The 24315-nt window shown below is 27.5% G+C and carries 19 protein-coding genes and 1 pseudogene; 16 read left to right on the top strand and 4 right to left on the bottom strand.

What is annotated here, in order from left to right; all coding sequences use genetic code 11:
• Nucleotides 1-97 precede the first annotated feature (97 nt).
• The gene (locus tag NSA50_RS14965) at nucleotides 98-1384 is read right to left on the bottom strand and encodes an aminotransferase class V-fold PLP-dependent enzyme (RefSeq protein ID WP_195263210.1); all 1287 of its coding nucleotides are present in this window, start codon (nucleotides 1382-1384) and stop codon (nucleotides 98-100) included.
• A 143-nt stretch (nucleotides 1385-1527) separates the two neighbouring features.
• Between NSA50_RS14965 and NSA50_RS14960 the strand changes: the two genes are divergently transcribed.
• Together NSA50_RS14960 and NSA50_RS14955 are read left to right on the top strand one after the other, a co-directional pair.
• Nucleotides 1528-3126 carry a hypothetical protein gene (locus tag NSA50_RS14960; RefSeq protein ID WP_257446308.1) on the top strand — a complete coding sequence of 533 codons (1599 nt, stop codon included), beginning with the start codon at nucleotides 1528-1530 and terminating at the stop codon, nucleotides 3124-3126.
• A gap of 10 nt (nucleotides 3127-3136) precedes the next feature.
• Nucleotides 3137-3754: a DUF4397 domain-containing protein gene (locus NSA50_RS14955; protein WP_257446304.1), complete on the top strand. Its 618-nt coding sequence runs from the start codon at nucleotides 3137-3139 to the stop codon at nucleotides 3752-3754.
• A gap of 34 nt (nucleotides 3755-3788) precedes the next feature.
• Here NSA50_RS14955 and zupT read toward each other — a convergent pair whose 3' ends face one another.
• On the bottom strand, nucleotides 3789-4565 hold the full coding sequence (gene zupT, locus NSA50_RS14950) for a zinc transporter ZupT (RefSeq protein WP_257446302.1): 777 nt from the start codon (nucleotides 4563-4565) through the stop codon (nucleotides 3789-3791).
• 330 nt (nucleotides 4566-4895) lie between these two features.
• On the opposite strand from zupT, the gene NSA50_RS14945 reads away from it, so the two are divergent.
• The 7 genes and pseudogenes from NSA50_RS14945 to NSA50_RS14915 all read left to right on the top strand — a co-directional run bounded on the left by NSA50_RS14945 (nucleotide 4896) and on the right by NSA50_RS14915 (nucleotide 13852).
• Nucleotides 4896-5726, top strand: coding sequence for an alpha/beta hydrolase (locus NSA50_RS14945; protein WP_195263214.1), 831 nt, complete (start codon nucleotides 4896-4898; stop codon nucleotides 5724-5726).
• Nucleotides 5714-6742: an acyltransferase family protein gene (locus NSA50_RS14940; RefSeq protein ID WP_257446299.1), complete on the top strand. Its 1029-nt coding sequence runs from the start codon at nucleotides 5714-5716 to the stop codon at nucleotides 6740-6742. Before NSA50_RS14945 ends, NSA50_RS14940 begins: the two co-directional genes overlap by 13 nt.
• Before the next feature lie 98 nt (nucleotides 6743-6840).
• Nucleotides 6841-7362, top strand: coding sequence for an ECF transporter S component (locus tag NSA50_RS14935; RefSeq protein WP_195263216.1), 522 nt, complete (start codon nucleotides 6841-6843; stop codon nucleotides 7360-7362).
• Between the two features lie 186 nt (nucleotides 7363-7548).
• Entirely contained in the window at nucleotides 7549-8403 is an 855-nt protein-coding gene (locus NSA50_RS14930; protein WP_257446296.1) for a patatin-like phospholipase family protein, read from the top strand.
• Nucleotides 8404-8600: 197 nt separating this feature from the next.
• Nucleotides 8601-9770 carry an exonuclease SbcCD subunit D gene (locus tag NSA50_RS14925; protein ID WP_195429380.1) on the top strand — a complete coding sequence of 390 codons (1170 nt, stop codon included), beginning with the start codon at nucleotides 8601-8603 and terminating at the stop codon, nucleotides 9768-9770.
• A gap of 1 nt (nucleotide 9771) precedes the next feature.
• The gene (locus tag NSA50_RS19895) at nucleotides 9772-12906 is read left to right on the top strand and encodes an AAA family ATPase (RefSeq protein WP_257446293.1); all 3135 of its coding nucleotides are present in this window, start codon (nucleotides 9772-9774) and stop codon (nucleotides 12904-12906) included.
• A 144-nt stretch (nucleotides 12907-13050) separates the two neighbouring features.
• A pseudogene (locus tag NSA50_RS14915) lies at nucleotides 13051-13852 on the top strand (Rpn family recombination-promoting nuclease/putative transposase).
• A 242-nt stretch (nucleotides 13853-14094) separates the two neighbouring features.
• Here NSA50_RS14915 and NSA50_RS14910 read toward each other — a convergent pair.
• Complete coding sequence (locus tag NSA50_RS14910) at nucleotides 14095-14982, bottom strand: AraC family transcriptional regulator (RefSeq protein WP_257446290.1); 888 nt, start codon at nucleotides 14980-14982, stop codon at nucleotides 14095-14097.
• Between the two features lie 142 nt (nucleotides 14983-15124).
• On the opposite strand from NSA50_RS14910, the gene NSA50_RS14905 reads away from it, so the two are divergent.
• Together NSA50_RS14905 and hcp are read left to right on the top strand one after the other, a co-directional pair.
• Nucleotides 15125-16471 carry an MATE family efflux transporter gene (locus tag NSA50_RS14905; protein WP_257446287.1) on the top strand — a complete coding sequence of 449 codons (1347 nt, stop codon included), beginning with the start codon at nucleotides 15125-15127 and terminating at the stop codon, nucleotides 16469-16471.
• Nucleotides 16472-16687: 216 nt separating this feature from the next.
• A complete protein-coding gene (hcp, locus tag NSA50_RS14900) occupies nucleotides 16688-18325 on the top strand; it encodes a hydroxylamine reductase (RefSeq protein ID WP_257446284.1) in 1638 nt (545 codons plus the stop codon).
• Between the two features lie 346 nt (nucleotides 18326-18671).
• Here hcp and NSA50_RS14895 read toward each other — a convergent pair whose 3' ends face one another.
• Nucleotides 18672-19175 (bottom strand): TetR/AcrR family transcriptional regulator, encoded by a 504-nt coding sequence (locus NSA50_RS14895; RefSeq protein WP_257446281.1) that lies wholly within the window; start codon nucleotides 19173-19175, stop codon nucleotides 18672-18674.
• 135 nt (nucleotides 19176-19310) lie between these two features.
• On the opposite strand from NSA50_RS14895, the gene NSA50_RS14890 reads away from it, so the two are divergent.
• The 5 genes from NSA50_RS14890 to NSA50_RS14870 all read left to right on the top strand — a co-directional run bounded on the left by NSA50_RS14890 (nucleotide 19311) and on the right by NSA50_RS14870 (nucleotide 24309).
• On the top strand, nucleotides 19311-19445 hold the full coding sequence (locus tag NSA50_RS14890; protein ID WP_257446278.1) for a hypothetical protein: 135 nt from the start codon (nucleotides 19311-19313) through the stop codon (nucleotides 19443-19445).
• The gene (locus NSA50_RS14885) at nucleotides 19442-20413 is read left to right on the top strand and encodes an alpha/beta hydrolase (protein ID WP_257446276.1); all 972 of its coding nucleotides are present in this window, start codon (nucleotides 19442-19444) and stop codon (nucleotides 20411-20413) included. Before NSA50_RS14890 ends, NSA50_RS14885 begins: the two co-directional genes overlap by 4 nt.
• A 13-nt stretch (nucleotides 20414-20426) precedes the next feature.
• A complete protein-coding gene (locus NSA50_RS14880) occupies nucleotides 20427-21380 on the top strand; it encodes a poly(ethylene terephthalate) hydrolase family protein (RefSeq protein WP_257446273.1) in 954 nt (317 codons plus the stop codon).
• 404 nt (nucleotides 21381-21784) lie between these two features.
• The gene (locus NSA50_RS14875) at nucleotides 21785-22453 is read left to right on the top strand and encodes a Crp/Fnr family transcriptional regulator (RefSeq protein ID WP_195263231.1); all 669 of its coding nucleotides are present in this window, start codon (nucleotides 21785-21787) and stop codon (nucleotides 22451-22453) included.
• A gap of 428 nt (nucleotides 22454-22881) precedes the next feature.
• Complete coding sequence (locus NSA50_RS14870) at nucleotides 22882-24309, top strand: NAD(P)/FAD-dependent oxidoreductase (RefSeq protein WP_257446269.1); 1428 nt, start codon at nucleotides 22882-22884, stop codon at nucleotides 24307-24309.
• The last annotated feature ends 6 nt before the right edge of the window (nucleotides 24310-24315 follow it).

Below are 24315 nucleotides of genomic sequence, written 5' to 3'. Positions count from 1 at the left end.
TAATAAAAAGTTAAGTAAAAAGCCTCATTATGAGAGGCAGTGTAATTTACAGTTTAATTACACAACTTTTACTTAACTCTTTTTATTATAAAGTTTTTTAATTTCTTAGTTTACATATTAAATCAATGATATTTAAGAATATATCAACTTCTTTTATCGAGTTATATAATCCAAAGCTTGCTCTTACCATACCAGGCATTTTACAAGTTGAATCCACTAAATGTCTACTTGCTTCCAAATCCGTTAATCCTAATAATCTTTTTACATAAGGATGAGCACAGAAAGCACCTTGCCTTACAGCTATTGCTCTAAGATTTGCTAGTAATCTAGCTACCTCAGCATTATACATTCCATCTATATTAAAAACTACTATACCTAATCTATCCGATATATTTTCATTATCACCATAAGATATAACGCCATTAATACAGTTTAAACCATCTATTGTTCTTTTTAATAGTGTTTTTTCGTTTTCTTCAATGGTATCAAATCCTATATTTTTTAATTCTTTCATTGCTTGAACTAATGCAATAGCACCAAAAAAATTAGGACTACCAGCCTCATCTTTTTCAGGAGGTGGTAATAAAACTTCGGAGTTATCTAACACAGCTTCTACAGTTCCTCCACCTTTAAAATCGGGATATAGTCTTTCAAAGTCTTCTTTTAGTCCAACAATAGCACCACTTCCAAATGGAGCATACATTTTATGAGCAGAAAAAACTAAAAAATCTATTGAATCAGCAGTTATATCAATTTTTTTATGAGCCACTATTTGAGCACCATCTACTATTAGCTTGGCGTTATAGTTATGAACAAGTTCAGAAATATAAGATAAATCATTCATATATCCTGTTACATTTGAAGCAGCAGTAATTGTAACATATTTAACTAATCCACTATATTTGTCTAGTAAGTATTGTAACTCATCTAGCTTTAGTCTGCCATTTTCATCTACTTCAATATATTTTAAATCACATTTTCCTCTCCAAGGGAGGTCATTAGAATGATGTTCCATTCTTGTAGTGATAATTATATCATTCTTATTTTCTATTAATATATTAGATAGTCTATTAATTCCCTCAGTAGTGTTATTTACAAATATAACAGTATATCTATCCTTTGAAGCATTAAAAAAATCCAATATATAATCCCTACAGTCACAATATTGTTTTGTTGAGTATTCTGACTTTTGTCCAAGGCCACGACCAATTGATCCATATAATTCACATGCTTCTGTTATTTTATTTATAACACTATTAAAAACTGGTGTTGTTGCAGCGTTATCAAAATTTATTGGTATTATTTTATTATCATCTAATATAGGAACTCTTTTATTAAGACCTATAAATAAATCTCTTAAAGAATTATCTGTTGAATTACACATAGCATTACCTCCCATATATTCTATTCACTTACTTCATGTATTGTGCTATGAAAGTTAAAAGTGGGGAGTTCTAATGATATATGAGGGAACATATATAAATATATAACATATAAATATAATGAAATATTTTTTGGAGGAAATATATGTATTATAATGATTTAAATAGACAGCAAGAAGAGAATGAAGATGATGATTTAAAATTTATTCCTTTAAATATAAAAGAGCCTTTTTCAGAGAAAGATTCTAGCTGGTTTCCAATTGTAAACATGAATTCACCAAATATAAGCCATATGACTAATAATTTTATATTAGGATTTTCTAATCCGTCAGATGGTGAAATATTAGATGAAAATTTTTTAAAAACAATAGATTATGTACCAAACGTTAAATATGGTTATGCAGATGAAAATTACTTTAATACTTACGATGAAGGTAATTTGCCAAGTAATATGTCAGGTAGCATGCAAGGTAATATGCAAGGTGGCATGCTAGGTAGTATGACAGGTAACATGCAAGGCAACAACATGCAAGGTACCATGGCAGGAAATATGTCAGGGAATAACTATAATCAAGGCTTTTCTCAAGAAAGTGGATATTTGTCTAGTAATATGTTAACTAATATCAACACTAGTGGAATGAATAATCAAAGTGGTACTAGCTTTAGTAATAACTTTAATTTAGAATATCCGTCAGAAACTCAATCAGAAGCTTTATATTCATATAATAAGGAAAAAAACTGTAATGGTGCAACTTTAAGTTATGGTAATACATCGAATATTAATGCTTGGAATATGGGGATGAGTGATGGTACAGGAAATATGAACACTGGAACTGCAGGAATGAATAGCAACATGGGAAATATGAACACTGGATTTACAGGAATGAATAGTGGCATAGGAAATATGAGTACTGGGGCTGCAGGACTGAATAATAACATGTGGAATATGAATGCTGGATTTACAGGAATAAATAGTGGAATGGGAAATATGAATGCTGGATTTACAGGAATGAATAACAACATGTGGAATATGAATACTGGAGTTTCAGGAGTAAATGATAATATAAATAATATATGGGATGATGATTATCAAGGAAGCATGGATGAAGAATATGTTCCATTTACTAATTACAATAATCTTAAATTAACTCCAAATATCCAATCCATGGAAGAAAATAATGAGAATATAAGCATGGGGGAAAATGCAAATAATTTATATACAGGTAGTGTAACTGGAGTAGCTACTAATACTTTACCAAATAGCATGGATATAAATTATAATGATTCTGAACCTAATTACACATTAACTAATATTCCCAATATGAATCCTTTAAATATGGGACCAAGTTATACCGTACCAGAAGGCTTTGATATAAATGATACTAGTAATCAAATAGAAACTTTAACTGCGACAAATCCTAAAATAGATAATTCATATAATTCATTTGAGAAGTTAAATGATTATATGAAAAATTATGAAAAAAGTGGAGTTATAAGAGAAGATAAGGAGATAGAAGAACCTCCTCATATGCGAATATTAAGAGATTTAGATTTGGGAAGTGAATATGAAAGCATATATAGAGATGATAAGAGTAAAGAAATAGACAGTATATTTAAGAAAATAGAAGAAAATCATGGAGCTATAATATCAACTTTAAAGGCGTATAGAGTTCCACACCCAATAATAAGCTTATTAGTTAAAAAGATAATAAAAATAACTTTAGAGCATTCTAATAAAGAGTGAGGTGAAAAATATGTTATTCCGTCAGAACTTACCTAACTTACAAAGTAAAATAAGATTTTTACATGCTATCCCTTTGGCACCTGCTGTAGATATTTATTTAGATGGAAATTTACTTAGAGAAAACATAGCTTTTTCGGATATATCATGCTATGAAAATATACCTCCAGGAAATCATGAGCTTCAGTTATATGTAACAGGAACGTATGATGATCCAATATTTACAAGAAATATTGATGTTTTACCTGATACTACTTTAACAGTTAATATAGTATCTAGCGGTAGTGCAATTAATATATTAGTTTTGAATGATGTTAATGTGAAAGGTAATATGACACTCACTTTTTTGAGGTTTATTAATTTATCACCTAATGCTCCTTTAATATCTTTATCATTGCCAAATGATATAAATTTATTTGGGAATGTCGAGTATTTGGAAACTACAGGATATTATCCTTTATCTCCAGCGATTTATGATTTTAAAGTTACTTTTTCAGCTATAGCTGGATTAGAAAAGTATATAAATGAGAAGACATTACGAAATGGAAGATATTACACAATATATATAATAGGTTTATTAAATAGGCACCCACAAATTGGATATCTTATGGTTGAAGACGGAAGAGATTAAAAAATGACTGTATCTTTCAAGATACAGTCATTTTTTAATGTACATAAATATGGCTTAATGGAATTATACATATTCCTAAAAAAATTGAAAATAAATAAGTTTTATGATATCCATATTGTCTAGAAGCAGGTATAAACTCAGCAAAGGAAATATAAAGCATTATTCCCGAAACCATAGCAAATATTATAGCAAGTATTATTTCATTTATATAAGGCCTTAAAAATAAGAAAGCTAATAAAGCGCCAACTGGTTCAGCAAGTCCAGAAAAAAGTGTGTATTTAAATGCTTGATATTTACTTTTAGTAGAGTAATATATAGGCATGGCTACTGAAATACCTTCTGGAATGTTATGAAGTGCTATGGCTAAAGCTATAGATATACCAAGTGTAGTATTTTCATACCCAGAAACAAAAGTAGCGATGCCTTCTGGAAAGTTATGTATCATTAAAGCTATCATTGATACAAATCCAACTCTATATAGTTTTCCTGATGGAGCTGAAGGGTTCACTTTAGGTTCATCAGGAATAAACTTATCTATTAGTAATGCTACAAATGCACCTGCTAACAAAAATAAAAGTGATAAAAGGACTCCATTTAATTTGCCATTATACTTACTAAGGGTCTCTTCAGCAGAAATGAATAGATCAGTAAAGGATACTGTTATCATTACTCCAGCAGAAAAAGCTAGTGCAAATGTAATTAGCTTTTTATTTTGAGACTTAGAAAAAAACACAATAAAAGCCCCAATTACTGTAGATAGACCTGCCATTAAAGAAAGTAATAAGGGAATAAAAGATTGATTGTTTAACATAAAAGTACCTCACAAAGTTATTAGTATTTTGAATTATGTTTTCAATAAATAATCTATATTATCAAAACTATTAAATACTTGTAGTTTAGTTAAATGTTAAATATTTATTGTAACAAATATATTAATAAATATATTAGAAAAGAAAATATACTATGCAATTTATAGAAAATTTTATAATATAATTCATGTAATTGTATTATTAGGAAGGAAATGTAATATATAATGTATAGTTGATTTATAAATAATAATATTATTAAAGTGATATTACATAATACTAATCTAACTATATATAATTACGAAGCTAGTATTTTAAATTTTAGGAGAGGTAGTATGATAAATAATAAAATAGAAGAAAAGATAGCAATGATACCTATAATTTATAAGATTTTACATGAAAATATACAAAGTAGAAAAAATGATTTTGAAAATTTTAAATATGGGGAGAATATAAAACAGTATTATAGAACTTATAAAGGTGATAAAAATAAACCTATAATATTTTTCATTCATGGAGGTGGATGGTGGCATGGAAGCCCTAAGACATCTAGTTGCATTGGAAAGTTTTTTAATGATTTAGGATATAATGTAGTTCTTCCAGCTTATAGGCTTGTACCTTTATATAAATATCCAACTCAAATAGATGATGTTTTTATGTCTTTAAAAGATTATTTATTAAAAGAAAATGATATTGAAAACAAGAAAATCATAGTTATAGGATTTTCAGCAGGTGGAGAGCTTGCAGCTAATATAGTTTTCAATGTAAATAAACAAAAGGAATTTGGTATAAATAGTGATATTTTTAAAGGGCTAATTACATTAGCTGGAGTATTAGATTTTGAAAAATGTAAATCTAAACACTCTATAACATTAATTGAAAATTATATTGGTAAGGATAATTCTTTTAAAGAAATGAATCCTATAAACTTGCTAAAAGAAAGCAATAATATTCCTACACTATGTTTACATGGTAATAAGGATCCATTAATCAACTTAGAAAATTCTATTAGCTTTGTTGATAAGGTAAATAGTCTAAATGGGAATGCTAAATTAAAAATTTTAGATAAAAAGCATCATTCGGATATAATATCTCTAGTAATAAACAAAGGAGAAAAAGAATCTAAAATAATTTTAGATTTTATAGAAGATATATGGAGAAGTTAAAAACAAGAAATTATTTATTAGATAATCTGAAAGTTATATTAATATTCTTTGTAGTGTTTGGGCATGTAATTGAATATTATATAAAGGATAATAGTACCCTTAGAACTATATATATTTTCATATATATTTTTCATATGCCTCTTTTCATATTTATTTCAGGATACTTATCTAAGAATTTTTACAGAATGAAAAGAAAGGCAATTAGAAATTTATTAATACCATATATAATCTTTAATATGATTTGGTATACTGCTGTATATATAGGTACAAAAAGAGCGATGTTTTCTGTACTTTATCCTGGGTGGACTTTATGGTATTTATTAAGTTTGTTTTTTTGGAGAATGACATTAAAATATTTAATAAAATTTAAACATATTTTATTAGTTAGTTTTATAATAGGTGTTTTAGTTGGATTAATACCTAGCATAGGAAGTACTTTATCAATTTCTAGAACTATTGTGTTTTTACCATTTTTCTTACTTGGATACTATACGAAGGAAGAGAATTTAGAAAAAGTTAAATCTTTAAAAAGAGAATATGCTCTTACGGGAATACTAGCATTTTTATTAGTGGCTATGTATATAGTTAAAAATAATTTATTTGATTATAAATTTTTATACAATTCATATTCATATGATGCTTTGGGAGTTTCATTACTGGAGGGGATTGTCTTTAGGATTTTCCTTTATTTTGGAGCAATAATATTTAGTGTTTGTGTAATAAATTTAGTTCCAAGTAAAGAACAATTTTACTTTAGAATAGGAAAAGCAACTATGAATATATATGTTTTTCATATTTATTTAGTTATGCTAGTATATTTCTTTATACCTAGATGGAATATTAGCATGTTACAGAATGTTTTAATTTTAGTAAGTCCTTTTATTATAATTTTCCTTTTATCCAGAAAAAAGATTAATAGCGTGTATGATGGAATATTTTATCCGGTTAATATAAGTATAGATACTGGGAAAAAATCTATTAAAAAATATAAATATATGAATAAGAAAACTCATTAATTTATTTAATGAGTTTTTTATTTGCGAAAAAATATTTACAAATAGATATATTAATAATATACTGGTGTATATACACTAGTGTTTAAGGGGGATTTTATATGGAAAGTAGAGAAAAAATTAGAAAAATGGTTTTTGCAGCTGTGTTGACTGCAATTGCAATTATAATTCCAACTCAATTTGGCTTTTTAAAAATAGTAGTAGGACCTTTTACAGCAACTATTGCATCACATGTACCTATGTTTTTAGCAATGTTGATATCACCAGCTGTAGCAATATTTGTTGGAGTAGGATCTGCACTTGGATTTTTTATAACAACTCCATTAGTAGTTGCAGCAAGAGCATCTATGCATATAATAGTTGGATTTGTAGGTGCTTTAATAATAAATAAGGATAGGAACTTTAAGAAAGCAATTGCTATAACAGCACCTATTCATGGTATTTTAGAAGGGCTTATAGTTATACCATTTGGTTTTTCAGTTTATCAATTTATAGTAGTAGTAGCAATAGGTACTATTCTTCATCATTTTGTTGATGGAGCAATATCATATGCATTAGTAAAATCATTAGCTAAAGCAAGAAGAAAAAATATATATGATGTATTTTCAAGTGAAGCTGCTTAAAATACTTAATATTATTACTTATAAAAAGTCTGTTGAAGTATTAACAGACTTTTTATTATGAAAAATTATAATTAATTTAAATTCACATTATTGTTAAGTTTATATTTTTTTATTTTATATAAAGTGATATAATTTAAAATTAATGGAAATAGTTACGATATAATTATATAGTTTGGAGGAATTAACATGGAAAGTACATCACTTATTCTAGAAGGTGGAGGAATGAGAGGAGTTTATACTGCAGGTGTGCTAGACTTACTATTAGATAAAGATATAGATATAAAATATTGTATAGGAGTATCAGCTGGAGCTTGCAATTGTGTTTCATATATTTCAAAACAGCATAAAAGAAATTATAGGGTAAATATAAATTACATAAATGATAAGAGATATTTAAGTTTCAGTAATTTAATTAAAACTGGTTCAGCTTTTGGAATGGATATGCTTTTTAATATTATACCAAATGAATTAGAGCCTTTCGATCATAAAGGGTTTGAAAGTTCAGGAGCACAATTTATTGTTGGAGCAACAAATTGTGAAACTGGCAAAGCAGAATTTTATAATATTAAAGATTTTAATGATAGATATGGATATGGGGCATTAAAAGCTTCTATTTCGTTACCATTAGTTGCAAAGATAGTTGATTTTGACAATAAAAAATTAATGGATGGTGGAATAGCTGCACCAATACCAATACAAAAAGCTATAGATGATGGAATAGAAAAGCATATTGTAGTTTTAACTCAACATAAGGGTTATAGAAAGAGTAAAACAAAAATAATGCCTATAATAAAAAGAAAGTATAAAAAACATCAAGGTCTTATTAATGCTATGGAAAATAGATATAAAATATATAATGAAACATTAGATCAATTAGATAGATTAGAAGAAGAGGGAAAGTGTTTTGTTATAAGGCCAAGTAGCCCATTAGATGTTAGTAGATTTGAAAGAGATAAAAATAAATTAGAATCTATTTATAATAAGGGATATGAAGATGCAAAGGCTATATCAGAGGATTTAATAAAATTTATTAATAAATAGTTTTATAAGTAGATAAAAAGGGAAGTGATTTTGGAAAAAAATTACTTCCCTTTTTTGTATACTTACTTAATTTAAATACTATCAATTTCTTATATATTTAGTTAAATGTAATATCATTATTGTAACTTATGTAATATAAAATTATTTTGCTATGATATAATTATCATATATTAAGTAAAATATTTTGAGGTGATTTTATGAAGATTTTTCATATGGGTGATTGGCATATAGGAAAGCTTGTCAATGGATTTTATATGACAGAAGATCAAGAATTTATAATAGAGCAAATTTATGAGGCAATTGAAAAAGAAAAACCAGATGTTGTTTTAATTGCAGGTGATTTATATGATAGATCAGTTCCACCAGTTCATGCTGTTGAATTATTAAATAAAACCATGAAAAAAATAGTTAAGGATTTAAATACTAAGGTAATAGCTTTAGCAGGAAATCATGACAGTAATGAAAGAGTGGAATTTGCAAGCTCATTATTAAGTGATAGTGGGTTATACATAGTTGGAAACTTAAAAAGAAAAATAGATAGAATAGTTTTAGAAGATGAATATGGAAAAATCAATTTTTACCCAATACCATATGCAGATGTACCAGTTGTTAGGGATTTATTTGAAGATGAAAATATAAAAACACATGATTTAGCTATGCAAAAAATAATTTCTGAAGCATTAAGTGATTTTAATGAAGATGAAAGAAATATTGCTATAGCTCATGGTTATGTAACTCAAATGAAGGAAGATAACTTTGAAGTTTTAGAAGAGAGTGATTCAGAAAAGCCTCTTTCTATAGGCGGAACTGAATATATTAATTCAAAGCACTTTGAAAAATTTAATTATACAGCTCTTGGACATTTACATGGTCCTCAAAAGGTAGGAAGTGATAGAATAAGATATTCAGGTTCACTTATGAAATATTCATTTTCAGAAGTAAAGCAAAAAAAAGGGATCACCATTGTAGATATAGATGAAAATGGAGATGTAGATATAAAAATTTATGATTTAAAGCCAAGAAGAGATTTTAGAATTAAGACTGGAACATTAGATGAAATCATTAAAGGCTTTGATAATTCATCAGAGAATTATGAGGATTACATAAAAGTAATATTAAAAGATAAAGGTGAGCTTTTAGATCCAATGGCAAAGCTTAGAAGTATATATCCAAATGTTATGGAACTTACCAGAGAAGAAAGAGTTTCAAGAAATAGTAGTAGAAATGTAGCAACTAATATAAAAGAAAAATCTAAAATAACTTTATTTAAAAATTTTTATGAAGATATAATGGATGAAGTTTGTAGCGAAGATGAAATGATAATCATGGAAAAAATAATAGAAGGCGCAGAAAAGGGGGGAGAGTAAGGTGAAGATAAGAAAGCTAATAATAACAGGTTTTGGACCATATGCTGAAAGACAAGAGTTAGATTTTGAAGCAAGTCTTGATGGGAAAAATATGTTTGTTATAACAGGAAATACAGGTGCTGGAAAAACTACAATTTTTGATGCTATAAACTTTGCTTTATATGGAGAAGCAAGTGGTAGTGAAAGAGATGGTAAAAATTTAAGAAGTGACTTTGCTGATAAATCAACTCCAACTGAAGTAGAGCTTTGGTTTTCACTTAGAAATAAAGATTATTATATAAAGAGGTCACCACAATATTTTAGAGCTAAGCAAAGAGGTGATGGATTTACAGAAAGTAAGCCTTCTGCTGAAATAAAAATAGGAGATAAAACAGTATCAGGACCAAAAGAAGTCACTAGATTAGTTGAAGAAATACTAGGAATTACATGCGAACAATTTAAACAACTTGTTATGATTCCACAAGGTGAATTTAAGAAGTTATTAAATTCAGATAGTGACAAGAAAGAAGAAATTTTTAGAAAGATTTTTGGAACTAAGGTTTTTTCAGATATACAACAAAATATAAAATCAGAAGCAAATAATCTTAAAAAGTCTATAGAGCAAATACAAAGAGATAGAGAAAATAGAATTAAGGCATTTTCATGTAAAGAAGATGACGAAGAGTTAAGAAGAAATATAAATGCTAAGGACTTAAATATAGAATTAATACTTTCAAAATTTAAAGATGCTATAGATAAAGATGAAGTAGAAGAAGATATAATAAAGGAAAATCTTAAAGAAATTAATATAGAAATTAATAATATATCAAAAGAATTAGTTTTAGCCAATGATATAAATAAGAAGATAGATAATCTAGAAAAATATAAATGCGATTTAGAGAAATTAAATTTATTAAAGCATGAATATGAAGTCAAAAATGTGAAATTAGAAAGTGGAAAAAAAGCTGTAACAGCTTTAGGATTTGAAGACAAATATAAGGAGAAGAAATTATCCTTATTAAAGGCAGAAGAAAGTTTAAGAAAAAGTATAGAAAATTTAGAGAAATATAAAAAAGAATTTGAAGATGCAGAAAGAAAACTAAAAATAGAAAATGAAAAAGAAGATATAAAAAACAATTTAAGAAAACAGCTTGATGAAATAGAGAAATTAAAAGAAAAGGCATCAAATTATCAAAGCAATAAAGAAAAGCTTGATAAGATAAATAAAGAATCTCAATATATTCTTGAAAGAATAAAGCAAATAGACTTAGATAGGAATAATAAGAACGACTTAATAAAATTATTATCAGAAGAACTAGAAAATATAAATAAGTTAAAATATGAAAAGAGTAGCTTAGATATAGAAGAAATAAATTATATATCTAAGCAAGAAAAACTTAATAAGCTTTTAGGTGCTTTAGAAAAATGTAAGTTAGAAAGTCAAAGACATGTAAAAGGAACAGCATATTATGAAAGTGCAGATAAAGAATATAATGAAAAGAAAAATAATTATGAAAAGCTAGAAGATGCCTTTAGAAGAAATCAAGCAGGAATATTAGCTAAAGACTTAATAGAAGGAGAAAATTGCCCAGTTTGTGGGTCTACTCATCATCCAAAGCTTGCAGTTATAGAAGCTGAAAGTATAAATGAAGTAACAGTAAAAGAAGCTAAAGCATTAGCTGACAAGTTTTATGAAAAAAGAGAATCTTATTATAGAGAATTAACTAAGATACAAGCAGAGATAAATTCACTTAAAGAAGAAACGATAAAGCCTATATTTATAGAAATATTTAATAGTGAAAACTTCAAAGATGATATTGAAGGGGCTATAGAAAAGACCAATTTTGAACTGAAAAATAATTGTAGCAATTTAGATAAAATAACTAATAGGAAAAAAGAAATTGAAAAAGTAGTGTCTTTAGAATCAAGTAAATTAAAGCAAAAGCAAGAAATAGAAAAATATACTGAACAGTTACGAGTTGAGCTAGAAAATAAAAATAAAGAACTATTAGCAAAAGAGGGAGAATTAAAAACACAAGAAGCAAATTTACAAAATATAGTTAGTGAATTTAAAGGAACTATAAGAAGCCTTAAAGAGTTAGAAGAGGAACAATTAAAAGTAAATAGTACTCTTGAAAAGCTAAAAGAGGATTATATAAAAGCAGAAAAAGACTTTAATAATATAAAAACTATTTATGATAAAGAAAATGGTAATAGAAGTTCATTGGAGAAAGTTACTGAAAATGCAAAGTCAGAGCTTGATGATGCTTTGAATATGTTTAAAGAAAAGGTTCTAGAATTAGGATTTGAAAATTACAATGACTATTCTTCAAGTAGAATGACAGAGGTGGAAATTAATGCATTAGAAAGAGATATAAATAAGTTTAATATGGATATATCTAATGCACAAAAGGTCTATAATTTATCTTTAGAAGAGTGTAAGGACTTAAATAAAGTCGATATAAGAAATATAGAAGAAACGTTAGAAACTAAGAATAATGAAAAGATTAATTTAGAAAAAACTGAAAAGGAAATTTACTTAAGAATAAGCCAAAATAAAAGAATCATTGGAGAATGTATTAATTACAGTAAATTAATAGAGGCAGATGAAGAAAAATATAAGACTGTAGGTAAGCTTGCAAAAGTGATAAACGGAGATAATCCAAGAAAAATAAGTTTTGAAAGATATGTTTTAGCAGCATATTTTGAAGATATAATTGAAGCTGCTAATATTAGATTTGCCCAAATGACTTGCAATAGATTTGAGCTTTTAAGAAAAGAAGAATTAGGAGATAAGAGAAAAGGGCAAGGATTAGATTTAGAAGTGTTTGATAACTATACAGGTAAGTCTAGAGATGTAAAGACTTTATCAGGAGGAGAATCTTTTAAAGCATCATTATCTATGGCATTAGGCCTTGCAGATGTGGTTCAAAGTTATTCAGGTGGAATACAATTAGATACTATGTTTATAGATGAAGGCTTCGGAACCCTAGATCCAGAATCCCTTGATTCAGCCATCGAATGCTTAATAGACCTACAAGACGATGGAAGAATAGTTGGAGTAATTTCCCACGTTCAAGAACTAAAAGATAGAATAGAAACTAAACTAGAAGTAAGCTCAACAAATAAGGGAAGTAAAGCTGTCTTCAAAGTTTAGACATAAGTTAATAAGGTGAGTTAGTTGTTTAATAAAGCACTCTATAAATAGGAATTTGTCATTGAGATTGAAGGAATAATTTAATATAATAATGGCAAGAACTTAAACGAAAGATAAAATGAGAGAAGTGTAAAGGGCGGTATAATGGCAAAAAGATTAAAAGATTTAAATTTAGAAGATGATTTTTTGTTTGCGAAAGTAATGAGTGATAAGGAAATTTGTAAAGAGTTTCTAGAGAAACTTTTAGAGATTAAAATTGAAAAGATAGAAATGCCAGAAAATCAAAAAAACTATAGAATTACTTTTAGAAAGTAAAGGTATTAGATTAGATATATATGTAAAAGATGAAAATAATACTGTTTATAATGTAGAAATGCAACGTGGGAAACATAAAAATATTCCCAAAAGATTAAGATATTATCAAGGAAATATTGACTTAGACTTAATAAGTAAAGGTGAGGACTATATAAAACTTTCTAAAAGTTATATTATATTTATTTGTACTTTTGATTTATTTGGAGCAGGTAGGCATAAGTATACTTTTGAAACAGTATGTATTGAAGATAATACTATAAAATTAAAAGATGATACAAATAAGATAATATTAAATACTAAAGGGATTATGAAAGATCTAGATGATGAACTTATTGATTTTTTAGAGTATGTTGAACATTCAGATGATAAAACAGCTGAAAAAACTACAGGAACTTTAGTTAAAAATATTCATAAAAGAGTAATTGAAGTTAAAAATAATCCTAATGTGGAGGTGGAATTTATGACACTTTTAGAGCGTGATAGAGAAAAGTTAGAAGAAGGAAGAGAAGAAGGTTATGAAGAAAAGGCATTTGATGTTGCTAAAGAAATGCTTAAAGACAATGAACCTATTGAAAAAATAATGAAATATACAAAATTAAGTAAAGAAGAAATTCTTAAGATAAAAATTTGATAAGATTATATTATTGGAGACCTAGCGGTTTCCTTTTTTATTTCTAAAAATATAGTATATAATTATTGCATAAATTGGAAGTTAATGAGTGGTTTAAAAAGAGTAAGTTTAAAGGTATGGACGACTTGAAATGTGACATTAGGTCGTGTAAAATCTATATGTGACCATCAAATTAAAGAATTGTATTCGAAATTATACGAAAATCGAAAAGTTAATACATATCATTAAGTTTAATTCTCAATTTATAAATTGGTTTTTCTATATTTAGTAGGAGATATTGATAAAAACTTCTTAAAGGTTTTAATAAAATAGGACACATCACCAAATCCAACTTCATAAGCAATTTCTGTTATAGATAAATTGGTATTAAATAAAAGTAATGTTGCTTTTTGAATTCTAAAATAATTAATGTATTGAGTACAAGTTTTCCCAGTTTGAGCTTTGAAGAATCTTAAGAAATGATATTCACTATATTGCGCTATATCTGCTAATTCTTTAATTGATATAGGGTTTTTATAATTGGTTTGAATATATTTAATAACTTCTTTTAATTTTTCAACTTTAATTAAATCACTATAGTTTTCGGAACTTACATTTAGCTTTATATAACCTTCTCTAAAAATAGTAGAAAAAATTAAAAATAAACATCCTTTAATTTCTAGTTGAAATCCATAAAATTTAGTATTGTAGCTTTCTATTAAGTTATTAAAAGAATTAATTATTTTAGCATGTCCAACATTTGAAGATCTTATTATATTTGTAAAAAATAATTTGTTTTTCATTATAGGATTTACAAAGTTAATTTGAGAATAATCTAAAGTATTTCCCTCTATTAAAGATAAATTAAATACAAGAGCTATATAAGATATCTTAGTATTTTCTTTACCTATCATATAATGAATAGCTCCATTAGGAATAATAATGAAATCTCCAGTAGTTACGCTAAATATTTTAAAATCTATACAAATTTCTGCTGAACCATCAAGTATGTATATAAACTCCATTTCATCATGCCAATGTGAATAGAAATCGGCTGAATTTCTAAATTCTACATTATAGACTTCTAGAGGCAATTGAATATTTCCATGGTTAACTTGTTCTTTAAGTTGTAAATAACTTTTATTATCCATAATATCTCCTTTAAATAAAAAAAATAGCAGAATTGTTATAGCTATAAGCAGTTTTCAACGAGAAAAGTAATTCTAATAACAGTATAATACAAAAAGAAATAAATTTCATTATATTAACATCTTTATGATGGTGGAGGAGATTATGGAGGTTGAAGGAAGATTAAAGAAAGACTTAAAAAGTATAACTTGGCCATTATTTATAGAAAGCGCGCTTTTTTCTTTATTGGGTAGTGTTGATACAATAATGTTAGGAAGATATTCTGATAATGCTGTTGCAGCTGTAGGTGTATCTAATCAAATAATATGGATGCTAAATCTTATGTTTGGAATAATAACAGCTGGTACATCTATTTTAATTGCTCAATATTTAGGAGCAAAAAGTGAGCAAAAAACTATAATGCAGGTTGCAGGAATATCTATTGGTGTAAATACAATTATAGGGGTAATTATAAGTTTATTAATGTTTTTTTGTGGAACTGGAATGATGAAATTATTAAATAGCCCGCCAGAGTTAATAAATTTAGGAAATCAATATTTAAAGATAGTTGGTGGATTTATATTTATTCAAGCAATAACTATGACTTTTACAGCTATATTAAAGGCTCATAGTTTAACAAAGATATGTATGAATGCAACTATTATTATGAACATTGTAAACGTAATACTAAATTATATACTTATATTTGGGAAACTTGGATTTCCTAGTATGGGAGTTGCAGGAGCAGCTTTAGCAACTACTTTAAGTAAAGTTATGGGATTGATAATTTTAGGGAAATCTACTTATGATTTACTTTTAAATAAGTTTAGGATATCTATGTTTATGCCATTTCCTAAAGATCATCTTATAAATATACTTAAGATTGGGGTTCCATCAGCTGCTGAGCAAATTTCATATAATTTATCTCAATTAGTTATAACGAGTTTTATAAATCTTATAGGGGTAAGTAGCATGGCTGCAAAAAGTTATGTTGGGACGATAGTTTGCTTTAGTTATATATTTGCATTAGCTGTAGGACAAGGCGGAAGTATATTAATAGGAAATTTAGTAGGAAATAAAGAAGATAACAAAGCTTATAAATTATGTATTTATACAATAAAAAAGGCAGTAATAGTATCAATAGTTATGAGTATTTTGATTGCTATTTCAGGCAAGGGTATTTTAGGATTCTTAACAAATAGCCAAGATATATTATCAATAGCAGTAATAGTATTTATAATAGAAATAGTATTAGAACCTGGAAGATGTATAAATATAGTAGGTATTAATGGATTAAGAGCAACAGGGGATGTTAGATTTCCAGTATACATAGGAATATTTTCAATGTGGACATTTGGAGTTGGACTAGCGTATTTACTTGGAATAAAATTAAATCTTGGTCTTGCAGGAGTATGGATAGCTTTTGCAGTAGATGAATGGTTCAGAGGGATATTAGTATTAATTAGATGGAAAACAGGAAAGTGGAAGGGAAAAGGATTTGTGAACAATTAACAATTGATAATGCATAATTGATAATTAAGGAATAAATTCTTTCGGGGTCAGAAGTAGAAGTTCTTTATTAGGTAAGCTTAGATAAATTAAATTATAAATTTTTTTAATTTTTAATTATTTTGTAACGAGTGTTACCGAATTGAATATAAAATCCTCATATAATGTAAACATAGAAGAAACAAATTAAGATTTAGATTATCAAGGGGGATTTTTTCGATGGAAAATAAGATGTTTTGTTTCCAATGTCAAGAAACAGCAGGATGTACTGGATGTACACAATTTGGAGTTTGTGGTAAATCACCAGATTTAGCAAGAATGCAAGATCTATTAGTATATACAACAAAAGGATTATCAGAAGTTACAACAAGATTAAGAAAAGAAGGAAAAGAAATTTCAGCTGAAATTAATCACTTTATAACATTAAACCTTTTTACAACTATAACTAATGCTAACTTTGACGATGAAATATTCTATGAAAGAGTTAAAAGAGTTTTAGAAATAAAAGAAGAATTATTAAATAAGTTATCAAACAAAGATGGTTTATCAGAAGCTGCATTATGGACAGCGACTACAAGAGAAGAATATGATGCAAAATCAAGAGAAGTTGGTGTATTAGCAACTAAGGATGAAGATATCAGAAGTTTAAGAGAACTTATAACTTATGGATTAAAGGGATTATCAGCTTACATGAAACATGCTAACGAATTAAGTTATGATAATGAAGAAGTAAGTGCATTTATGCAAGAAACTTTAGCTAAATTATTAAATGATAATTTAACAGTAGATGAATTAGTTGCTTTAACTTTAGAAACTGGTAAGGTTGGGGTAGACGGTATGGCTTTACTTGATAGTGCTAATACTGGAACTTATGGACACCCAGAAATTACAAAAGTTAATATAGGTGTTAGAAATAACCCAGCAATATTAGTTTCAGGTCATGATTTAAAAGACTTAGAACAATTATTAAAGCAAACAGAAGGTACAGGAGTAGACGTTTATACTCACTCAGAAATGTTACCAGCTCACTACTATCCAGCATTTAAGAAATATGGTCACTTTGTAGGAAACTATGGAAATGCATGGTGGAAGCAAAAAGAAGAATTTGAAAGCTTCAATGGACCAATACTAATGACAACTAACTGTATAGTACCACCAAAGGATAGCTATAAAGACAGAGTTTTCACAACTGGAGCAGCAGGATTCCCAGGATGTAAGCATATAGATGGTATAGATGGACAAGCTAAAGATTTCTCAGAAATGATTGAACTTGCAAAGGAATGTAAGGCTCCAACAGAAATAGAAAAAGGAGAAATAATTGGAGGATTTGCTCATAATCAAGTAATGCAACTTGCAGATAAAATTGTAGATGCTGTTAAGTCAGGAGCAATTAAGAAGTTCTTCGTAATGGCAGGATGCGATGGAAGAGCTAAGTCAAGAAATTACTACACAGATTTTGCAAAAGCTTTACCAAATGATACTGTTATATTAACAGCAGGTTGTGCAAAATATAAATACAATAAATTAGATTTAGGAGATATCGGTGGAATTCCAAGAGTTTTAGATGCAGGACAATGTAATGATTCATACTCATTAGCATTAATAGCATTAAAACTTAAAGAAGTATTTGAATTACAAGATATTAATGAATTACCAATAGCATTTAATATTGCATGGTATGAACAAAAAGCTGTAATAGTATTATTATCATTATTATATCTTGGAGTTAAGAATATCCACTTAGGACCAACATTACCAGCATTCCTATCACCAAATGTAGCTAAAGTACTTGTTGAAAACTTTGGTATTGGTGGAATCACTAATGTTGAAGATGATTTAAATATGTTCTTAGCATAATAAGAAGATTAAAAACTGATTATTAAAGTGAATTTTATTAATGACATCTAAAAATATTAAGAAGATGATTTCTGTACTTAGCAGAAGTCATCTTTTTTTATTTGGGAAATTATGTTTATTAAAATTTATGATAGTAATTTTTATAAGTAGGAGAAATATATAGTATGTAAAGATGATTTTTACTTAATTTTAAATCTGTAAATATGTATTTTTCATAAATAAAATAATCTAATATTTAAGATCATCAGAAGCAGAGCTTAGTTTAGAAACTAATATTTATTTTTTTGTTGAATGTTCATTAGCTTTACAATAAACTGTAACCTTAAAAGACAACACTAAATATTTTTTACAGATTTCTATTTTTAAGTAGCTTTGTCATTTCTTCGCCTGATTCTTGCATTCCTCTTAAAAACCATTCTTCAATCCATCCATAAATACCATTTGCAATAAAAGCAGCAGTGTAGGCACCAAAGTTTGGATACCCCGCCTTGGGTCCTAAAGCATCCATAATAATATCTTTAAGAAAATAGAAAATGCCTCTATCTCTTAGCAACAAATAAAAATCTTTATATTCTGTAATATAGGCAAATATATCCCCAAGAATATCATCATCGGTATGTTCACTATTTTTGGGGTACTTTTTATTCCATTCATTTAATGTCAAAGACATGTACTCTTTAATGATAGTGTCTTTATCGTCAAAGTTGCGATAAAAAGAAATACGACTGACTTGAGCAGCTGTAGTAATTTCACTTATAGAAATATCCTTCAGCTCTTTTTCTTTCAATAATTTAAGTAAAGCACTGGTAATCTGCTTTTTTACATAACTGGTTTTTTCAACATTATCCACGATGTTACATTTCTCCCTTCTTTGTACCATTTTTTAAAATCCATTGATTGAGCAAAAGTGAGATGTTACACTTGTTACATGTTGATGTTACACTTGTTACATTAAGATGTCAAGTAGAGTTAGGAGGAAAGTATTATGATATTTACAACAAAACGAGTAGTTATTCTTGTTACTGTTATTCTTGTTGCTGCTGTATTAGGTAGATTGGCTGTAAGAGCTATTATGAATCTTATGTTAGGTGGCACAATGTTTGGAGGTAATTTACTATGAAAAATAAAATGAAGAAAGGAAAAAGAATGTTTATATTTATATGCATATTAGCATTTATTATTTCATTTGTTGGCTCAGCTATATTTAAAATAACCTATCAACCTAAGTGGGCTAAAAAATATTCTGTAGATTGGGATAACTCTATAGGTACAATTTATAAAGATATTTCTTACGGTGATAAAGAATCTAATAAATTTGATTTATATGTTCCAAAGGATAATTCAAAAGAAAATTATGGATTGATTGTCTATCTTCATGCAGGAGGTTTTACAACTGGAGATAAAAGTGGCGATGCAGCAATACTTGAATGGTTATGTTCTAAAGGATATGTAACTGCAGGTATAAATTATACACTTCGTACTGATGAAAATGGGGCTAGTGTTTATTCTCAATCTATGGAAATAAAAGAGGCTATGCCAGTTGTTGTAGAAGAAGCCAAAAAACTCGGCTATAATTTAAATGAAATGGTTATAAGTGGTGGCTCAGCAGGTGGAACACTTGCTATGTTATATGCTTATAGGGATGCTGAGGAATCTCCTATACCGGTTAAAATGATGTTCGAGATGGTTGGACCATCAAGTTTCTTTGCTGAAGATTGGGATGTTTATGGACTAGATAAAAGCAATGAAGCAGCTGCGGGACTATTTGGAGTAATGCTTGGTAGTGAAATAGATAAAGATATTATTGGAACAGATGGACTTCAAGAAATAATTAAACCAATATCAGCTTATGCATGGGTAAATGAAAATTCAGTTCCATCTGTAATTGCTTATGGAAAATACGATAAAATATGTCCATTTAAAACTGCAAGACATCTAGTTAATGCATTAAAAGATAATAATGTAGATTATAAATATTTTGAAGCACAACATTCAGGACATGGACTTCAAAATGATTCTAAGCTATATGAAGAATTTATGGATACAGTTATTAGCTATTTAGATAAATATATGCCAGTAGAAAAATAAAAGTGAGGTAAAAATGCAAAAATTCTTAGAAATTATTGGAGTTATATTATTAATAATAATTGGAGGAGTGTTTATTTTATTAAAAGTAATAGAATACAGAGTGAATCATTACTATAATTATTTAGAAACTGAAAAAAATTTAGAAAAGAAGTATTCCGAGTTTGGAGAGTATGAAGTATCATTTAAATCCTTTGATGCTGATAGTGATGTATTTAAAAAATATGAAATATGGTATCCAACTGATTTAGAGAATAGTAATAAAAAATACCCATTAATTGTTGTTGCAAATGGTACTGGGATAACGGCATCAAAATATAAAGCCTTTTTCAAACATTTGGCATCTTGGGGATTTGTAGTAATTGGAAATGAAGATGAAAATTCAAGAAGTGGTGAATCTTCTTCAAAATCTTTAGACTATGTTTTAAAATTAAATCAAGATAAAAATAGCATTTTCTATAATAAAATAGATACTGATAATATTGGTATTGGTGGACACTCACAAGGTGGAGTTGGAACAATTAATGCTGTAAATAACTGGGGCAATGGTAAATTATATAAAGCAATGTATACAGCAAGTGCAACATCACCATTTTTGGGACAAGAAGGCCATCTTGGTACTGACTGGGCTTATGATGTAACAAAAATAAATATACCTTATTTCTTTATTGCAGGAACAGAATATTTTGATGCAGGAGAAGCAATAAGCATAGAAGAAACAACAGGTCAAGGAATATGCCCATTATATGCGATGAAGGATATTTATAGTAAATTAACTACTGAATATAAAGTTATGGGAAGATTAGTGAATGTAGACCACGGAGCAACATATCAAAAAGCAGATGGATATATGACAGCTTGGTTTATGTATTGGCTAAAAGATGATTTACAAGCTGGTGGTGTATTCTTTGAGGAGGATTCGGAGATACTTACAAACGCTAACTGGCAAGATGTTAAAATAAATAAGTAATACACAACTCTATAAAAAAGTAGAACTCAGTTTGTACCATTCTGCTTCTAAATATTAGTATATTGTAAATTAAAAATGTATAATATCAATATTAGTTTAAAGCAGAGACTTCGCAATAAACAATATTTGTAGTTTTTAGATGTACACTTTATATCATAGCTTTTTATTTTTTTTTATGTATAATTTATGATAGTATAATATTAATAAATTACAAAGCAATTTAAATTGATAATGGACAATTGATAGTGGATAATTAAGGAGGTTTTGCACAGCAAAACTTAAATTAAATTGGTGCGCAGCACCTTTTATTTAAAAATCCCTGGGGTTTTTTCTTAATTGTCCATTATGCATTATCAATTATCAATTATAAAAATGTTCGCATTTTTATACAAAGGAGAGTTCGTATGATAGATATATTAAAGAATACTTGCTTTTTTAAAGGTATTTCTGAAGATGAAATAGGAGAAATTTTAAAAAGCGAATCATATATAATAAAATCTTATAAAAAGGGTGAAGTAATAGCAAACCAAGGAGAAAAGTGTAATAGTTTATCTGTTGTAATTGAAGGAAAGGCTGTAATACAAACTATATATGAAAATGGAAAAGTATTAACATTATCCTATTTTAATGTAAGTGATGTATTTGCAGAAGCACTATTATTCTCTAAAGAGAAGGAATATCCTGCAACAGTTATGGCTTTTGAAAATTGTAAGGTATTATCTCTTCCTAAAAAAAGTGTTTTAGGAATAATTCAAAAAAATACAAAATTTACAGAAAACATATTAGAACTTTTATCTCAAAAAATAGTTATATTAAATAGAAAAATAAATTTAATAGAATTAGATTCAATAAGAAGGAAGATATGTAAGCTTTTACTTGATAATTATAAAAGAAACAATACATTTTCATTAAAAATATCATCTAAAAAGGATTTAGCTGAAGAACTTGGAATACCAAGGCCATCTCTTTCAAGAGAGCTAATAAATATGAGAGATATGGGGCTTATAGAGTTTACTTTAAAAGAAATAACTATATTAGATCTTGAAGGGCTAGAAGATGAATTTTTTATTTAGTAATAAAAATAAATAGGCAGACCCTATGAAAGAAGTCTGCCTATTATTTGGTATATATAAATTGTAAAGGGATAACTTAAATTAACCCGTGCAACAAATATATTATAATGGAATATTTTAATAAATTAAATAGAATTTAGAGAATTTAGCATAATTGCCAAAAAAGTTTAATAATCTTTGTATAAATTCTATATGAAAAATATTATATAGATAAAATTCTGAAAACTATATGTACCATTGGAAAAATATATGATATAATGGGGTCATAATTATTTAATGTGCTAAGAGAAGTTAGAGTTAAGCATAAAAATAAGATTTAAGTCTTATTTTTGTGCTTTTTTTGTTATCTAAACACCGATTACAGTGATAATTTAAATTATAAAAAATTGGTTAAACTAAATTTAAATAATATTAATGGGGGTATATATATGTATGATGTTGCCATAATAGGAGCTGGTGTTATAGGAGCTTCTATTTTTAGAGAACTAACTAAATTTAATTTAAAAGTTGTAATTTTAGAAAAAGAAAATGATGTAGCCATGGGAACTACAAAAGCAAATTCAGCTATAATTCATTCTGGGTATGATCCGGAGTATGGAACGCTAATGGCAAAATACAATGTAAAGGGTAATGAAATGTTTGAAGACTTATGCAAAGAGCTATCTGTACCCTTTAAAAGAAATGGTTCATTAGTAATAGCTTTTAATGAAGAAGAGTTAGAATTATTAAAAGTTTTATATGAAAATGGTATTAAAAATAAAGTAAAGGGATTAGAACTCTTAAATAAAGAAGAAGTTTTATTAAAAGAGCCTAATTTAAATAATGATATATTAGGTGCATTATATGCTCCAACAGGAGGAATAGTAGGACCATTTGAATATACAATAGCTTTAATTGAAAATGGTATAGAAAATGGGGGAGAAATCAAATTAAGTAGTGAAGTTATAGGAATAGAAAAAGATGATATTTTTAAAATTAACATAAAAGATAAAGAAACAGTAGAAGCAAAATACGTAATAAATGCAGCTGGTGTTTATTGCGATAAGATTCATAACATGATATGTGAAGAGAAATTTGAGATAACTCCAATTAGAGGAGAATATTATGTAATTGATAAGAATGAAGGTAAGATGTTTGAACACACTATATTTCAATGTCCTACAAAGCTTGGAAAAGGTGTACTAGTTACTCCGACTGTTCATGGAAACTTAATAGTAGGACCGAATGCAGAAACTATTGAAGATAAAGATTCAGTAAAAACAACAAGTAAAGGTTTAGAATATATAAAAGAAACTGCTTCAAAGACAACAAATAAAATAAATTTTAGAAATTCAATTAGAAATTTTTCAGGCTTAAGAGCACATTCTGATAATGGAGATTTTATTATAGAAGAAAATGAAGATGTTAAAGGATTTATAGATGTAGCTGGTATGAAGTCACCAGGATTATCTGCTGCTCCAGCAATAGCTATAGATATATTAGATATATTAAAAAATGCAGGACTTAAGATGGATAAAAATGATAAATTTAATCCATATAGAGAGCAAATCAGATTTATGGAACTTTCATTAGAAGAAAGAGCTGAGGTAATAAAAAAGGATAGTAGATATGGAAGAATCATATGTAGATGTGAACAAATAACTGAAGGAGAAATAGTAGATGCTATAAAAAGATCCTTTGGAACTATTTCATTAGATGGAGTAAAGAGAAGATGTAGACCAGGAATGGGAAGATGCCAAGGGGGATTTTGTGGACCACGTGTTCAAGAAATTATATCTAGAGAGCTTAATATACCGTTAGAAAATATAGTTTTAGAAAAAGATGGTTCATATATTTTAACTGGAAAGTCAAGATAGGGGGAT

Origin of the sequence: Clostridium mucosae (assembly GCF_024622765.1) — a bacterium.
Taxonomy (GTDB): Bacteria; Bacillota; Clostridia; order Clostridiales; family Clostridiaceae; genus Clostridium.
This window is presented reverse-complemented; position numbering and strand designations above follow the sequence as displayed.

Excerpts from the sequence above, each read along its gene's own strand:
- NSA50_RS14965 (WP_195263210.1), bottom strand. The coding sequence starts at position 1,384 with ATGTGTAATTCAACAGATAATTCTTTAAGAGATTTATTTATAGGTCTT.
- NSA50_RS14960 (WP_257446308.1), top strand. The coding sequence starts at position 1,528 with ATGTATTATAATGATTTAAATAGACAGCAAGAAGAGAATGAAGATGAT.
- NSA50_RS14955 (WP_257446304.1), top strand. The coding sequence starts at position 3,137 with ATGTTATTCCGTCAGAACTTACCTAACTTACAAAGTAAAATAAGATTT.
- zupT (WP_257446302.1), bottom strand. The coding sequence starts at position 4,565 with ATGTTAAACAATCAATCTTTTATTCCCTTATTACTTTCTTTAATGGCA.
- NSA50_RS14945 (WP_195263214.1), top strand. The coding sequence starts at position 4,896 with ATGATAAATAATAAAATAGAAGAAAAGATAGCAATGATACCTATAATT.
- NSA50_RS14940 (WP_257446299.1), top strand. The coding sequence starts at position 5,714 with ATGGAGAAGTTAAAAACAAGAAATTATTTATTAGATAATCTGAAAGTT.
- NSA50_RS14935 (WP_195263216.1), top strand. The coding sequence starts at position 6,841 with ATGGAAAGTAGAGAAAAAATTAGAAAAATGGTTTTTGCAGCTGTGTTG.
- NSA50_RS14930 (WP_257446296.1), top strand. The coding sequence starts at position 7,549 with ATGGAAAGTACATCACTTATTCTAGAAGGTGGAGGAATGAGAGGAGTT.
- NSA50_RS14925 (WP_195429380.1), top strand. The coding sequence starts at position 8,601 with ATGAAGATTTTTCATATGGGTGATTGGCATATAGGAAAGCTTGTCAAT.
- NSA50_RS14910 (WP_257446290.1), bottom strand. The coding sequence starts at position 14,982 with ATGGATAATAAAAGTTATTTACAACTTAAAGAACAAGTTAACCATGGA.
- NSA50_RS14905 (WP_257446287.1), top strand. The coding sequence starts at position 15,125 with ATGGAGGTTGAAGGAAGATTAAAGAAAGACTTAAAAAGTATAACTTGG.
- hcp (WP_257446284.1), top strand. The coding sequence starts at position 16,688 with ATGGAAAATAAGATGTTTTGTTTCCAATGTCAAGAAACAGCAGGATGT.
- NSA50_RS14890 (WP_257446278.1), top strand. The coding sequence starts at position 19,311 with ATGATATTTACAACAAAACGAGTAGTTATTCTTGTTACTGTTATTCTT.
- NSA50_RS14885 (WP_257446276.1), top strand. The coding sequence starts at position 19,442 with ATGAAAAATAAAATGAAGAAAGGAAAAAGAATGTTTATATTTATATGC.
- NSA50_RS14880 (WP_257446273.1), top strand. The coding sequence starts at position 20,427 with ATGCAAAAATTCTTAGAAATTATTGGAGTTATATTATTAATAATAATT.
- NSA50_RS14875 (WP_195263231.1), top strand. The coding sequence starts at position 21,785 with ATGATAGATATATTAAAGAATACTTGCTTTTTTAAAGGTATTTCTGAA.
- NSA50_RS14870 (WP_257446269.1), top strand. The coding sequence starts at position 22,882 with ATGTATGATGTTGCCATAATAGGAGCTGGTGTTATAGGAGCTTCTATT.